We start from the raw sequence: 14432 nt of genomic DNA, 5'->3' as shown, positions 1-14432 counted from the left end.
ATGAAGCTTAAAAAAGAATTGCCGCTCATCGGAATTGTATTGCTGCCCTTTCTCTACTTAACCTACGTTTGGAAGCAGTTGCCCAGTGAAGTTCCCTTGCACTGGAATATAAAGGGGGAGGTGGACCGCTACGGCGATAGATCGGAACTTATCCTTATCCCTATTTTAACTTCTTTGTTGATCTACGTGATATTTTTGGCGGCACCCTACATCGACCCGAAAAAACAAATCCAAAAAATGGGCAAGAAATATGATACCTTAAAATGGATTATTACCACTTTTATGTCGGTTTTGGCATTGTTTATCATATACACTGCAAAAAATCAATCCATTGCCAATCCCAATTATATTTTGTTGTTATGCGGAATCCTTTTCATCATATTTGGCAACTATTTCAAAACAATCAAAGCCAATTATTTTATAGGTATCCGAACGCCTTGGACCTTGGAAAATGAAAGTGTTTGGAAAGAAACCCACAAATTGGGAGGCAAAATCTGGTTCGCAGGCGGTTTGCTTGTCATTCTATCCAGCCTAATTTTTAATGAACAGACCAATTTTATCATTTTTATGACCATCATCGCTGTAATGGTCTTGGTTCCTGTAGTATATTCTTATCTGTTATTCAGAAAGCAAAAAGACTAATTCATCAAATAAAAAGCTTTGAATAGGTTTGTGAGTAATCCGTATCTTAGTTACCAATTGCAAATCATATGACACGAAATTATATTTCTTTCCTGTTTTTGCTCCTGATTTTTTCCTGCACTGAAAAAAACAAGAAAGAAGTGAGTTCCATCGACTCTGTAAACTGGAGCAATCGCACGGCTCATATCTCCGAGCGGGATTCCTTGATGAAAGGTATTTCGTATCTCTCCGTGTATTCCGAGATTTATAGTGAAACCGAACACCGCACCCACGCCCTTACCAGTACCATAAGTATGCGAAATACCAACCTAAGAGATACCATCTACATCCACAAAGCGGAATATTTTGATACCGAGGGCAATCCCATCAGAACTTATTTTGATGAGCCCATCTACATAAAACCGATGGAAACCGTTGAAATTGTGATTGATGAGAAGGACAAGTCAGGAGGAACAGGTGCCAACTTCCTTTTTAATTGGTCCATAAAACCAACTTCCCACGAGCCTTATTTTGAAGGGGTCATGATTTCCACTTCGGGACAACAAGGTTTGTCTTTCACCACCGAAGGTAGAAGAGTTGAATAGTCCTCTCAAACCCACAAATATCATAGTTTTACTCCCTCGATTATGTATCTTGTATAGCAATTAGGGGAAGGATACATGCTTTCCTTGCGCATAAAAACTAAACTATGAACGATTTACTAATCGCCAAAGGTGTTTCTTTGAAACACATATCCACCATTGCAGAAAAATTTGGAATCGACCCAGAGCACATTGAAATGTTCGGGAAATACAAGGCCAAACTTCCTCTTAAGGCCATTAACCGAGATAAAGCCAAAAACAGTAATTTAATTTTGGTATCGGCCATTTCCCCAACCCCAGCTGGCGAGGGAAAAACTACCATGTCCATAGGCCTTTCCGAAGGATTGAACCGTTTGGGCAAAAAAACAACCGTGGTATTGCGGGAACCATCGCTAGGTCCCGTTTTTGGAATTAAAGGAGGTGCCACTGGTGGTGGTTATTCGCAAGTGTTGCCCATGGAGGACATCAACCTGCACTTTACGGGCGATTTTGCCGCCATTGAAAAGGCACACAATCTTTTATCGGCCATTATTGACAACAATATTCAGAATAAAACCAATTCTTTACGATTGGATCCCAGAACCATTGGCTGGAAACGCGTAATGGATATGAACGACCGTTCCCTGCGCCACATCATAGTGGGACTTGGTGGTACCACTTCGGGCGTGCCAAGGGAAACCGGATTTGATATTACCGCTGCCTCCGAGATCATGGCCATTCTCTGCTTGGCCGAAAGCCTAAGCGACCTAAAAAAGCGATTGGGCAACATTTTTGTTGGGTACACTTATGACAGAAAACCTATCTACGCTAAAGATTTGAAGGCCGAAGGCGCTATGGCCGCCTTGTTGAAGGATGCCATAAAACCCAATTTGGTACAGACCATAGAGGGAAACCCCGCCATTATTCACGGTGGGCCTTTTGCCAATATAGCACAAGGAACCAACTCTGTACTGGCTACTTTCATGGGAATGTCCCATTCTGATTACACCGTTACAGAAGCTGGATTTGGATTTGACTTAGGGGCCGAAAAATTCTTCGACATCAAATGTAAAAGTGCTGGTTTAAAGCCCAAGGCCGTTGTGCTTACCACAACTATTCGGGCATTAAAATATCATGGGGGCGCAGATTTAAAATCGTTGACCGAACCCAACGTAGAGGCCTTGAAAAAAGGGCTTCCGAATTTGGAGAAGCATTTGGAAAACATCGCTAAATTCAACGTTGTTCCCGTAATTGCCATCAATAAATTTGTTACAGACACGGATGAAGAAATTGCGGTAATCAAGGCATTAGCAGTATCAAAAGGTGTTCGAGTAGCCGTTGCCAATGTTTGGGAGAAGGGTGGTGAAGGTTCGGAAGAATTGGCTAAATCCGTAATTGAGATTGTGGAATCCAAAGCCTCCGATTTCCAACCACTTTATGATTGGAAATCAACAGTAAAAGACAAAATAGCCACTATTGCCACCGAAATTTATGGTGCGGAATACGTGGACTACACCGCCAAAGCCAAAGCTGATTTAAGAAAAATCGCAGACCTTGGTTTAGAGCAACTGCCCGTTTGCATTGCCAAAACCCAAAAGTCATTATCGGACAATCCTAAATTATTGGGCAGGCCCAAAGATTTTATCATCACCGTGCGAGAAATAGAAATTGCCGTTGGGGCAGGTTTCCTTATTCCGATAACGGGCAACATTATGCGTATGCCAGGGTTGCCAACACATCCATCATCCGAAGGTATCGACATTAATGATGCTGGGGAGATTACCGGATTGTTCTAAGCCTTAGATTTTCTGTAACCAATAACGCATATCCACTTCTTTGGAGATGATTTCCTTCACCTCTGAAAGCTTTACACGTTTTTGGTCCATGGTATCCCTATGGCGGATGGTTACCGTATCGTCTTCCAATGTTTGATGGTCCACCGTAACGCAGAAAGGTGTTCCCGCAGCATCTTGACGGCGGTAACGGCGCCCTACGGCATCTTTTTCATCATAATCCACATTGAAATCCCATTTCAGTTCGTCCACCAATTTTTGAGCGACTTCGGGAAGTCCATCACGCTTCAACAATGGTAAAACCGCCACTTTGTTCGGTGCAAGTACGGCCGGAATCTTAAGTACGGTACGCGTAGTGCCATTTTCCAGCTCTTCTTCTTGCAAAGAGTTAGAGAAAACAGCCAAGAACATACGATCTAATCCAATGGAAGTTTCCAACACGTAGGGCGTGTAGCTCTTATTCTCTTCGTGGTCGAAATACTGTAGTTTCTTGCCCGAGTATTCCTCATGCTTGCCCAAATCAAAATCGGTACGGGAATGGATTCCCTCCAGTTCTTTGAAACCAAACGGAAACCTAAACTCGATATCTGAAGCTGCATCAGCATAGTGCGCCAATTTTTCGTGGTCATGGAAACGGTAGTTGTCAACTCCCATTCCCAAAGAAAGGTGCCATTTCATCCGTTTCTCTTTCCACGCCTCGTACCACTCCAATTGGGTGCCTGGTTTTATAAAGAATTGCATCTCCATCTGTTCAAATTCTCTCATACGAAAGATAAACTGACGGGCAACGATCTCGTTACGGAAAGCTTTTCCTGTTTGGGCAATCCCAAAAGGAATCTTCATTCGTCCAGTTTTCTGTACGTTCAAAAAGTTGACGAATATCCCTTGAGCGGTCTCAGGACGAAGGTAGAGGTCCATGGCACTATCGGCAGAAGCCCCCAATTTGGTTCCGAACATTAGGTTGAACTGCTTTACATCGGTCCAATTTTTTGATCCTGAAAGCGGACAGGCAATCTCCAATTCCTCGATCAAGGCTTTTACATCGGCCAAGTCTTCATTTTCGAGGGATTTTCCCATACGTTTTAAAATGGAATCAGCCTTTGCTTGATAATCCAAAACACGCTGGTTGGTAGCAAGGAATTGTTCCTTGTCAAAGCTATCGCCAAACCGTTTGGCTGCCTTTTTCACCTCTTTCTCGATCTTGGCCTCGATCTTGGTCACATAATCCTCGATCAAAACATCGGCGCGGTATCTTTTTTTGGAATCCTTGTTATCGATTAAAGGGTCGTTAAAGGCATCTACGTGGCCAGAGGCCTTCCATGTGGTGGGATGCATAAATATCGCCGCATCGATGCCCACAATGTTCTCATTGAGCTGCACCATCGCCTTCCACCAATATTCGCGAATGTTTTTCTTTAGCTCGGCACCATTCTGTCCGTAGTCATAAACTGCACTGAGTCCGTCATAAATCTCACTGGATTGGAACACATACCCGTATTCCTTTGCATGGGAGATAACCTTCTTAAAAATGTCTTCCTGATTTGCCATTGGGCAAAAATAGAATTTTACCCAAAAAGAAGTATGTTATTTCAGCTGAAATTCAGTGGAAGCCAACAATCTTTCATCTTCAAAGACATTTAGGGTATAAATTCCCTCTGCCAACGACCCTTCGGGTACGGTTATGGCATCACAAATACTGATCTCCTTTCCGGTGTAGACAATCTCAACTTTTTTGCTGTATGTATTCCCGCTAACGGAAATAGTGTTGGCGTTGTCTTCGATAATGGCCATATTGGGATCCAAAAACTGAAGGTATAGCACTTTTATGTCCCCTTTGGTGTTAGGGTCGCTCAATATGGTAACGCATCCTCTCAATTTTTCGATCACAGAAGCTTTATTGGTTTTTATGGGTCTGCCAGCCCTTAACCTAAAACCACTGCCTTCGGCATCTTGTAGTTTTAAATAGCTTTTAATTTTGAGTTCCTTGGCAAGTTCCTTATTGGTCTCGCGAAGCAAAGATTCCGTTTGTTGCATATTATTGGCCCTGCCCCGTAGTTCTTCCAACCGCTTCAAGGTCTCGTCGTACTTGCTTGCCAGTAAACTATTGTTGTACCTAAGAAAGTTGTTTTTGAGCTTCAGGCTGTCAAAACGCAACTCCAATTTACGAAGTTCCTTTCTGGTTTCCTTTAATTTGGTAATACTGAAGTTTAATCTGCCGACGGAGTCCAAAAGTTGCTGCACCCTAAACCGGGAGGTTTGCAACTCGATTTCGTTTACCTCATTTAATCCCGATAAACGGTCGACCTCTGCCCTCATCAATGTTAAATCCTTTACCAAAAGTGATTTTTCCTCCTCCAAATAGATCATTTGGTTTTTGGATTGGGCGTAGCTGTAATAAAAGGCAATAAGAATCCCCACAATTACCGCGGCCATAGCGGCAAAAATAATTTTGTAGTTGAAATTGTTATCTTGGGAGTTCATGGGGTTGACAGACTACTCTAAAAATGTATAAGATTTGACACCAAAAAGGTTGGCTAAGATAATAAACGAGATTAACAACATCCTATTGCCAAGGGTATGTTTTGGATGTAATGCGCAATTATTCAGGGATGAACATGTTTTGTGTGCCGTTTGTCGACATGATGTGCCACTCAACGATTATAACTATCTGGAAGAAAATGCCGTGGACCGTATATTTTATGGTAGAATTCCCATAAAAAAAGCTGCATCGTTCGTTTTCTTCTCCAAAAATGGCCTGATAAAAAGTTTATTGTTCTGGCTCAAATACAAAAACCAAGAACAGATCGGAGGCTTTATTTGGGATTGTTGCGGTGCCCAATTAAAAGAAAGTGGTCAACTCGGCCAGATTGATGCAGTAGTACCGGTTCCTTTGCATCCCAAAAAGCTGAAAAGCGGGGCTACAATCAAGTAGCTTTATTTGGGCGTACAATTGCGGAAAATTTAGGTGCTGAATATTGTGATGATTGGTTGATAAAAGTGAAGAACATAAAAACCCAGACCAAAAAAGGCCGACAATGTCGCTGGGAAGGCTCTAAAGATGCCTTTGACCTCAATGCATCATACAACGGGAAATTTAAGCATGTGCTTTTGGTGGATGATGTCATCACTACCGCTGCAAACATTGAGCCTTGTGCACAAACACTTCTCCAACAAAAAAACATAGCAGTTTCCGCATTGAGTATGGCCCTGGTGCCGGAGGGTTAAATTTTATTAATGCGTTGTCCCGTTTTTCAAATTAGTTGTTTCTTTGTTCTTCATTGGTTTTAGGCATGGTGTACTTAAAAAAACTGTTGGGACTTCTTTTTTTAGCCTTTATGGCCATTGCTATGTGGCAATGTGCCAAACGTGGTTCCCCTAGCGGTGGCCCAAAAGATATTACTCCCCCAAAACTGGTACGAAGCGAACCTGAAAACTTCACCACTAATTTTAAGGCAACAAAAATACGGCTCTATTTTGATGAGCTGATCAAGTTGGAGGACGTGCAGGACCAGTTGGTGGTTTCCCCACCCTTTAAGAACCCTGCCACCATAACCCCAATGGGCGCTCCGAGCAAGTATATTGAGGTCGTTATAAAAGACACGCTTAGGGAGAACACTACCTACACCATAAATTTTGGACAAAGTATTGTGGACAACAATGAGGGGAATCCCAATAGCTTTTTGAGCTACGTATTCTCTACTGGAGATTATTTGGACTCCCTGTCGTTATCTGGTGCTGTAAAAGATGCCGTTAACAGAAAAGCGGACGAGTTTATTAGCGTGATGCTTTACGAAATGGACAGCACCTATACAGATTCTACCATTTACAAAGAGCCCCCGTTGTATATTACAAATACTGGAGATAGCGTTCCCTTTTTTGAATTGAGGAACCTAAAAGGTGGAAAATATGCCTTATTTGGCTTAAAGGATGTGAACAAAAACAACATGTTCGATCAAGGGCAAGATAAAATCGGTTTTATAGCCGACACGATTACAATTCCAACAGATTCCATTTACTTATTGAATCTATTTCGAGAGCAGCCAAATTATAAACCTTCTGTACCCAGTTTGGTGGCCAACAACAAAATTATATTTGGGTATCAAGGGGATTACAGGGATTTGGACATTGAAACTTTGACTCCAATGCCCGATTCCGTAAAGACCACTATTTTGAAGGAACGGAACAAGGACACCCTAAATTATTGGATGACCCCGACCGATTTGGATTCCATTATATTCACGGTCAGGAATGACAAAGCCCAGATTGTTGACACTTTTACAGTGAAAATGCGCGAACTTCCTATGGATTCCTTAAAACTATCTGCCTCCGTTAGCGGAAAATTTAATTTTGAGGACACCTTAAGTATTTTGGCCAATACGCCTATTGCAGCATTGGACACCAATCATATTTCGCTAAAAGTAAGCGATTCCATTCCCGCATCGTACTCCTATGTGTTGGACAGTTTGAACAACAAAATTGATTTCGATTTTGAGGTGGAGCCGAATCAAAAATATACTTTTTCGTTTTTGCCTGGGGCTATTACCGATTTCTTTGGAATTAAGAACGATACGTTGGCCTACAATTTATCTACAGGCAGTTTTGCAGATTATGGCAATCTAAGAATGATTTTAGGTGGCGATGTTACCTATCCTGTGATTGTGCAGCTGACCAACGAAAAAGGAGAAGTTCAGCGAGAGATTGTTGCTGCCGAGTCACAATTCTTCGAATTCAACTACTTGGATCCGGGCAACTATGTAGCCCGCGTCATATTGGATAAAAATGGAAATGGCAAGTTGGATACCGGTAGCTTTCTCGAAAAAAGACAGCCCGAAGAAATAAGCTACTATCCCGGTATTATCGAGATCAGGGCCAACTGGGAAAAGGAAGAAACCTTTATCCTATCAAATTAAAACTATCCCTATCTTCTAAAAACCTTAATTTTTTTCTTGTATTTTCTATGTGTGCTTTATCCAATGTGGCATATAGTATCTCTTCTGCTTCAGAATAGACCATAGGTTCCCCGAGCACATCATACACGGCGGAATGTCCAGGGTATTCAAAATCCGCCCCATCCGTTCCTATACGGTTAACACCAATACAATAGGCCATGTTTTCTACAGCTCTTGCTTTTAACAGGGTATCCCAAGCATTGATTCTTTTCTTGGGCCAATTGGCCACATAAATCAATACATCGTAATCTTCAGTATTTCTGGACCACACAGGAAACCGAAGATCATAACAAATCATAGGGCAGATGCTAAACCCTTTGTATTCGAAAATCAGTTTTTCTTTTCCTGCCTCATATACTTCATCCTCACCAGCTAGTGTAAAGGTGTGTTTTTTATCGTAAATCTCAAGAGTTCCAACTGGCGGAACAAAATACAAGCGATTAAAAAATTTGCCGTTTTCTAGAAAAATAATACTACCGACCATGGCCACATTATATTGTTGGGCCATTCGCTTCATCCATTCTACCGTGCCATCTCCTTCAGATTGGGCAATGTTTTTTGGTTTCATGGTAAAGCCGGTAGTGAACATTTCTGGCAGTACGATCAAATCCACATAATCGGGAATGGTATCAATCTTATCCTCGAACATTTTCCTGTTTTTTACTGGGTCTTCCCAGTATAAATTGGACTGAATTAAGGCAATGTTCAAAGTTGTGGACATCTAGTATTTTTTTAAAATTTCTTCCATTTCGCTATTTCCTTGTTCCAAAACAAGGTCCATGGCTGTTTTCCCCTTGGCGTCTTTTACGGTGGTATTTGCCCCATGCTTTAGAAGAAGTTCTGCTATACTTTTGCGGTTAAATGTTACGGCATAAATAAGGCAAGTTGCCCCCATGGCGTTTTTTTGGCTGATATTAGCTCCAGCTTTTATTAATTTTTCGGCAATGCTTGTAAACCCTTTGAAACATACACCCATAAGAGCTGAATTTCCAGAACTGTCCAAAGCATTCACTTGGGCACCTTTGTCCAACAAAAAATCAACTATATCCTCGTGCCCATAATAAGCTGCCAATATAAGTGGTGTAGAGCCTCTTTGATCTTTAGCTTCCAAAAAAACAGGCTTCTTCCGTATTAGGTTTTGTACGGCTTCTAAATTACCGTTTCGTATTTGGTTAAAGAGTTCTTCCTTGTTGTTCATTGTTATACAGAAAGTTATAAAAAACTGCCATAAGCTTTTTAGCTACGGCAGTTTTTGTTGATATAAATTTTCTATTCTATTTTTTGGTTATAATTTGGGTCTACTAATCCAAATCGAAACGGTCTAAGTTCATTACTTTGGTCCAAGCGGCTACAAAATCTTTCACAAATTTCTCTTTGCCGTCTTTAGAAGCATACACTTCGGCCAAGGCACGCAAAATGGAATTGGAACCAAATACCAAGTCCACACGGGTACCGGTCCATTTTAGGCCACCAGTCTCACGGTCACGGCCTTCGTACAACGATTTTTCATCGTTGGCGGCTTTCCATTCAGTGGCCATATCGAGCAAGTTCACGAAGAAATCGTTACTCAAAACCCCAACTTTATCGGTAAGGACGCCGTGCTTTGAGCCATCAAAGTTGGCACCCAGCACACGCAAACCACCTACAAGAGCGGTCATCTCGGGTGCGGTAAGGGTCAACAATTGGGCCTTATCCACCAACAAATGCTCGGCTGGCACCTTTACGCCTTGTTTCACATAGTTACGGAAACCGTCATATTTGGGTTCCAAGTAATTAGTGGCCTCTACATCGGTTTGATCTTGGCGGGCATCGTTACGCCCTGGTGCAAAAGACACTTCGGTTGGAACACCGGCATCGCTAGCAGCTTTTTCAACTGCGGCAGTACCGGCCAAGACAATCATATCAGCCATAGAAATTTTCTTTCCTCCACTGGCATTGCTGTTGAATTCGTTCTTAATGGCTTCAAGTGATTTTATAACTTTTCCTGTGTCTTTGTTTACCTCCCAACCGTTCATGGGTTCCAAGTTGATACGTGCACCATTGGCACCACCACGCTTATCACCACCACGGAAGGTGGACGCAGACGACCAAGCGGTGTAAACCAAATCGGAAATTGAAAGACCGGAATCCAATACTTTTGCTTTCAAGGCTTTTACATCAGAGGCATCAACCAAGGTGTAATCTACCGCTGGAATGGGGTCTTGCCAATTCAATTCTTCTTTTGGTACTTCGGGCCCAAGATAACGGGAACGTGGTCCCATATCTCGGTGCGTCAACTTAAACCAAGCCCGGGCGTAAGCTTCGGCAAAAGCTTGTGGATCATCCAAGAACTTACGTGAAATCTTTTCATAGGCCGGATCAAAACGTAACGACAAGTCGGTGGTCAACATGGTTGGTTTTCTGTTGGGACCGCCAAAAGCATCGGGGATGATGGCTTCGGCATCTTTGGCCACCCATTGGTGTGCCCCTGCAGGGCTTTTGGTCAATTCCCATTCGTATTTAAACAAGAATTGGAAAAAATCGTTGCTCCAACGTACCGGTGTAGAAGTCCAAGTCACCTCAAGTCCAGAAGTAAAGGCATCACCTGCCTTTCCTGAACCATTTTTATTGACCCATCCCAATCCCTGCAATGCCAAATCTTCTGATTCGGGGTCAGCACCAACCAATTCTGCATCACCATTACCGTGGGTTTTACCGATAGTATGTCCACCAGCAATAAGGGCTACGGTTTCTTCGTCGTCCATAGCCATTCGCTTAAAGGTCTCTCGAATGTCATGAGCGGCAGCTACGGGATCAGGATTTCCGTCAGGTCCTTCAGGGTTTACATAGATGAGCCCCATTTGTACAGCTCCCAAAGGATCTTCCAAATCGCGTTCTTCTTTGTTGTGCGAATAGCGGCTGTTGGGTGTATCGCTTAAGGCCAACCATTCACTTTCGCTTCCCCAATATACATCTTGGTCTGGCTCCCAAACGTCCTCACGACCACCTGCAAAACCAAAAGTGCGGAATCCGGTTGATTCCAAGGCAACGTTTCCAGCCAATATCATAAGGTCTGCCCAGGATATTTTCTGGCCGTATTTTTGTTTGATGGGCCACAACAGGCGACGGGCTTTGTCCAAGCTCACGTTGTCCGGCCAAGAGTTAAGGGGGGCAAAACGTTGTTGACCACGGCCTCCACCACCACGACCATCTCCTGAACGATACGTACCTGCACTGTGCCATGCCATACGAATGAACAAGCCGGCGTAACTGCCAAAATCGGCAGGCCACCAGTCTTGCGAATCGGTCATAATCTTTAAAAGGTCTTTTTTAAGCGCTGCGTAGTCCAGTTTTTTGAACGCTTCGGCATAGTTGAATTTCTCTCCCAGCGGATTAGATTTTTCTGAATGCTGGCTTAAAAGTTCCAATTTAAGACGGTTGGGCCACCAATCTTCATTTTGTGTACCGCTCCCAGCCACTTGTTTTATTTCTCCGTTCAAAAAAGGACAAGCGCCCTCATCTGCACCATTTGCCAATTCTTTACTCATGATAGTATATCGTTTTAAATTAAGTTTTTAGTGATATATAAAAATACAAAAACAGCAGTCAAAAGAATAGATGATTAATATTAAAATACTATTATAACATAACCTTAATCTATTTAGCTGTTCTGTGATCTGCTTTCAATTGCTCTACCTTATCTTTCAAAAGATATAAAGCATTCAAATAATACTTTTGAAATTATTTTTCGTTCTATTTAATTCCCATTAATTTTAATACATTAGGAACCAATAATTTACGACAAAATCAATAAATACCACAACTCATGAAAAAATTAATCATCCCTTTAGTTGCCCTAGTGCTTTTCAGTTTTTCCAAGGATTATAGCACAAAGCTTAGTACAGAAGACCGAAAAATGATGATCAAACATTTAACGGAAACAAGAGAACGTATGAACGAGGTATTGGATGGTCTTACCTATGTACAGTTCCACTATAAACCAGACCCAACATCGTGGTCCATTGCCGAATGTATGGAACACCTTGCCCTGACCGAAAAGATGTTTGTCCAAACAGTGCACAAAAGTGTTGAAGAGGGCCCAAAACCTGCACTTAAGGACTCTTTAGTTTTTAAAGACAAAGAAATTATGCCCATGGTGGCAGACAGGAGCCAAAAGGTGAAGACCTCCAAACCGTTCGAACCAAGTGGAAAATTTGGTTCCACCGAAGAGACTTTGGAGGCTTTACTTTCCACCCGAAGCGAACTTTTGGAATACGTTAAAACAACGGACGACGATTTGAGAAACCGTTACAATAGCGATCTGCCTTTTGGAACTGTAGATGGTGTTCAACTTATTGTTTTTATTGCCGGCCATATGGAAAGGCACGTACTACAAATGGAAGAGGTAATGAAAGACGAAGGTTTTCCAAAAATTCAGTAACAAATTATATACTTTCCTTAACATTAATTGGCAAACTGTAGATACAGCGAAAATCGCTTTGTGATATAATCCACGGCAGAAATATGGAGCATTTGCTCGCCTGTTTCCGTTAGATGAATTTTAAACTCACCGTTATCATTTGAAGTAAATTCTTGGGAAGTGCTTTCAAGGATAATTATGGCATTCGAAATGGGGATATCCGAACTCTTTTCCATAAATTTCCCTGTAACGGGAGTACTTTGTTGTCCATACTGCAGTTTGCAACAACAAAGCACAGCCAGTATCGTGGATAGCCTCATAGGTTATTGTAGGTTAATTAGTAAAAAGGGGCTGTAATTGCTGTACAAACTGCTAAAAAGCGGACAATTGCACTTATTTTAGCTACAAAATCAAAATAAATTGCGATTATTAATATGCCTACTTGTATTAATATCGACCTCACTTTATGGACAAAAGTCCAAAACATACACCTTAAGAATCATTGCTTTTTACAACTGTGAAAACCTGTTCGATACGGTAAATGATTCCCTCACTTTTGATGATGACCGTACTCCTGAGGGGCGTTACCGTTGGACGGAGGAACGGTATCGTCAAAAAGTTGAAAACCTATCCAACGTTATTTCCAAGATTGGTGCTGAAACTCCCAAAACCTCGCCGGATATTGTGGGACTGTGCGAGGTTGAAAATTTGGATGTGCTGGAAGATTTAATGCGGCACCCAAACTTACAGGAGAAAGATTATGGCATCATTCATTTTGATTCCCCTGATGAACGGGGCATTGATGTTGCCTTACTTTATAAAAAGGCATCGTTTATCCCATCTTCCTTTAAAAGTCATAGGCTTTTGTTGTTTGATGACATGGGGGAACGGGAGTACACCCGCGACCAATTGGTGGTCGGGGGCACCATGGACCGAGAAAACATCTATTCTATTGTGAACCATTGGCCGTCCCTAAGAGGCGGAGCTGCAAAGAGTTCGCTGTTACCTGTTAGAGCTGCTCTGATGAACAAACGCATTATCGATTCCATTCAAGAACTGGATTTAGATGCCAAAATCATTGCCTTGGGCGATTTGAATGACGACCCAATTTATGATAGTTTGAAAAAAATTCTGAAAACGAAGGGCAAAAAAACGTCAACTGGACAGTGTAAGCCTTTACAATCCCATGGAGGCCATGTTTAAAAAAGGGGTGGGTTCGTAGGCGTATCGGGATAAATGGAACTTGTTCGACCAAATCTTTATGACCTCCAATTTGGTGGCAGAAGACCGTACCACGCTTTCTTCTGGAAAGCGGGCATTTTTGAGCCTGCCTTTATCAGAACCGACAAAGGAAGATTTAAAGGCTATCCGCTACGCGCCTATTCGGGTGGCACATTCACGGCCGGGTATAGCGACCATTTTCCTGCCTATTTGTTTTTGTTGAAGGAGGTTAAAGAATAAGATTCCTGCGTTCGCAAAAATGACATTAAGCAAACCACTGCCCCCAAGGGATACGGCTCAAGATCAATAATAGACCAAGGCCATAGAAAATGGAGATGGTCTTGAACTTTTTATTGCTTTCCATGAATTTTTTGTGCCTCGACCAACCAATGGTTATTAAAACCAAGGCTATAATATTGATAAATGGATGTTCCACGGCCAATAAACGTGCTGGCGCATTTAATCCACCCATTCCCAAAGTTTGAATGGCTTTTAGACCATTCCCGGACACAAAGTATAACAACAGTCCGACCAGTAGCTGAATATGGCTTAAAATAAGTGCAAATAGACTAACACGTAGGTCCTTTTGCATGGTAAAGTCCTTTTTGCCCAACCAGCCTGCTATGGCATTTATTACAGCAATAACTAAAACGGCCAACACCACATAGGCCAAATAAGAGTGTAGGTTCTTGATAATTTCCATTAGGTTTAGTTTGTGACCTTAAAAGTACGGAATTTTGGACATAAAAAAAGCCCCTCACTTTAGAGAAGGGCTTTTGATATTATGTATCTGTCCCGTCCTGAAATAAGTTGACACAAAATCAACTTATTTATGAAGTATTCAGAAAACCCGAGGAATAAGCGCACC

14 protein-coding genes and 1 pseudogene are annotated in these 14432 nt (G+C 42.0%); 8 read left to right on the top strand and 7 right to left on the bottom strand.

Features of this window, described 5'->3' with window-relative positions; all coding sequences use genetic code 11:
* From VM932_RS04715 to VM932_RS04705, 3 genes are all read left to right on the top strand, one after another.
* Window positions 1-642 (top strand): SdpI family protein, encoded by a 642-nt coding sequence (locus VM932_RS04715; RefSeq protein WP_326277403.1) that lies wholly within the window; start codon window positions 1-3, stop codon window positions 640-642.
* Between the two features lie 68 nt (window positions 643-710).
* Window positions 711-1226, top strand: coding sequence for a DUF3124 domain-containing protein (locus VM932_RS04710; RefSeq protein ID WP_326277402.1), 516 nt, complete (start codon window positions 711-713; stop codon window positions 1224-1226).
* A gap of 104 nt (window positions 1227-1330) precedes the next feature.
* Window positions 1331-2998: a formate--tetrahydrofolate ligase gene (locus tag VM932_RS04705; RefSeq protein ID WP_326277401.1), complete on the top strand. Its 1668-nt coding sequence runs from the start codon at window positions 1331-1333 to the stop codon at window positions 2996-2998.
* A gap of 3 nt (window positions 2999-3001) precedes the next feature.
* Here VM932_RS04705 and VM932_RS04700 read toward each other — a convergent pair whose 3' ends face one another.
* Complete coding sequence (locus VM932_RS04700; protein ID WP_326277400.1) at window positions 3002-4543, bottom strand: glycine--tRNA ligase; 1542 nt, start codon at window positions 4541-4543, stop codon at window positions 3002-3004.
* Between the two features lie 36 nt (window positions 4544-4579).
* Window positions 4580-5476 carry a hypothetical protein gene (locus VM932_RS04695; protein WP_326277399.1) on the bottom strand — a complete coding sequence of 299 codons (897 nt, stop codon included), beginning with the start codon at window positions 5474-5476 and terminating at the stop codon, window positions 4580-4582.
* 49 nt (window positions 5477-5525) lie between these two features.
* Here VM932_RS04695 and VM932_RS04690 point away from each other — a divergent pair, with 49 nt between their 5' ends.
* The 3 genes from VM932_RS04690 to VM932_RS04680 all read left to right on the top strand — a co-directional run bounded on the left by VM932_RS04690 (window position 5526) and on the right by VM932_RS04680 (window position 7905).
* Window positions 5526-5927 (top strand): ComF family protein, encoded by a 402-nt coding sequence (locus tag VM932_RS04690; protein ID WP_326277397.1) that lies wholly within the window; start codon window positions 5526-5528, stop codon window positions 5925-5927.
* Between the two features lie 65 nt (window positions 5928-5992).
* Window positions 5993-6220 (top strand): ComF family protein, encoded by a 228-nt coding sequence (locus VM932_RS04685; protein WP_326277396.1) that lies wholly within the window; start codon window positions 5993-5995, stop codon window positions 6218-6220.
* Between the two features lie 65 nt (window positions 6221-6285).
* Entirely contained in the window at window positions 6286-7905 is a 1620-nt protein-coding gene (locus VM932_RS04680) for an Ig-like domain-containing protein (protein WP_326277395.1), read from the top strand.
* Here VM932_RS04680 and VM932_RS04675 read toward each other — a convergent pair.
* The 3 genes from VM932_RS04675 to katG form a co-directional block, all read right to left on the bottom strand.
* Window positions 7889-8665: a nitrilase family protein gene (locus VM932_RS04675; protein ID WP_326277394.1), complete on the bottom strand. Its 777-nt coding sequence runs from the start codon at window positions 8663-8665 to the stop codon at window positions 7889-7891. The genes VM932_RS04680 and VM932_RS04675 overlap by 17 nt on opposite strands.
* Window positions 8666-9142 carry an ankyrin repeat domain-containing protein gene (locus VM932_RS04670; protein WP_293165839.1) on the bottom strand — a complete coding sequence of 159 codons (477 nt, stop codon included), beginning with the start codon at window positions 9140-9142 and terminating at the stop codon, window positions 8666-8668.
* A gap of 103 nt (window positions 9143-9245) precedes the next feature.
* Window positions 9246-11471: a catalase/peroxidase HPI gene (gene katG / locus VM932_RS04665; protein WP_326277393.1), complete on the bottom strand. Its 2226-nt coding sequence runs from the start codon at window positions 11469-11471 to the stop codon at window positions 9246-9248.
* Between the two features lie 278 nt (window positions 11472-11749).
* Here katG and VM932_RS04660 point away from each other — a divergent pair, with 278 nt between their 5' ends.
* Entirely contained in the window at window positions 11750-12364 is a 615-nt protein-coding gene (locus VM932_RS04660) for a DinB family protein (RefSeq protein ID WP_326277392.1), read from the top strand.
* A gap of 23 nt (window positions 12365-12387) precedes the next feature.
* On the opposite strand, the gene VM932_RS04655 is transcribed toward VM932_RS04660, so the two are convergent.
* On the bottom strand, window positions 12388-12663 hold the full coding sequence (locus VM932_RS04655) for a carboxypeptidase-like regulatory domain-containing protein (protein ID WP_326277391.1): 276 nt from the start codon (window positions 12661-12663) through the stop codon (window positions 12388-12390).
* 100 nt (window positions 12664-12763) lie between these two features.
* On the opposite strand from VM932_RS04655, the pseudogene VM932_RS04650 reads away from it, so the two are divergent.
* Window positions 12764-13804: pseudogene (locus tag VM932_RS04650) on the top strand (endonuclease/exonuclease/phosphatase family protein).
* A gap of 25 nt (window positions 13805-13829) precedes the next feature.
* Here VM932_RS04650 and VM932_RS04645 read toward each other — a convergent pair.
* On the bottom strand, window positions 13830-14267 hold the full coding sequence (locus VM932_RS04645; protein ID WP_326277390.1) for a hypothetical protein: 438 nt from the start codon (window positions 14265-14267) through the stop codon (window positions 13830-13832).
* Window positions 14268-14432 lie beyond the last annotated feature (165 nt).

Source organism: Flagellimonas halotolerans, assembly GCF_035818535.1.
Classification (GTDB): Bacteria; Bacteroidota; Bacteroidia; order Flavobacteriales; family Flavobacteriaceae; genus Flagellimonas; species Flagellimonas halotolerans.
Note: the sequence above shows the minus strand (reverse complement) of the source record. Positions and strands in the feature narration are given on the sequence as shown.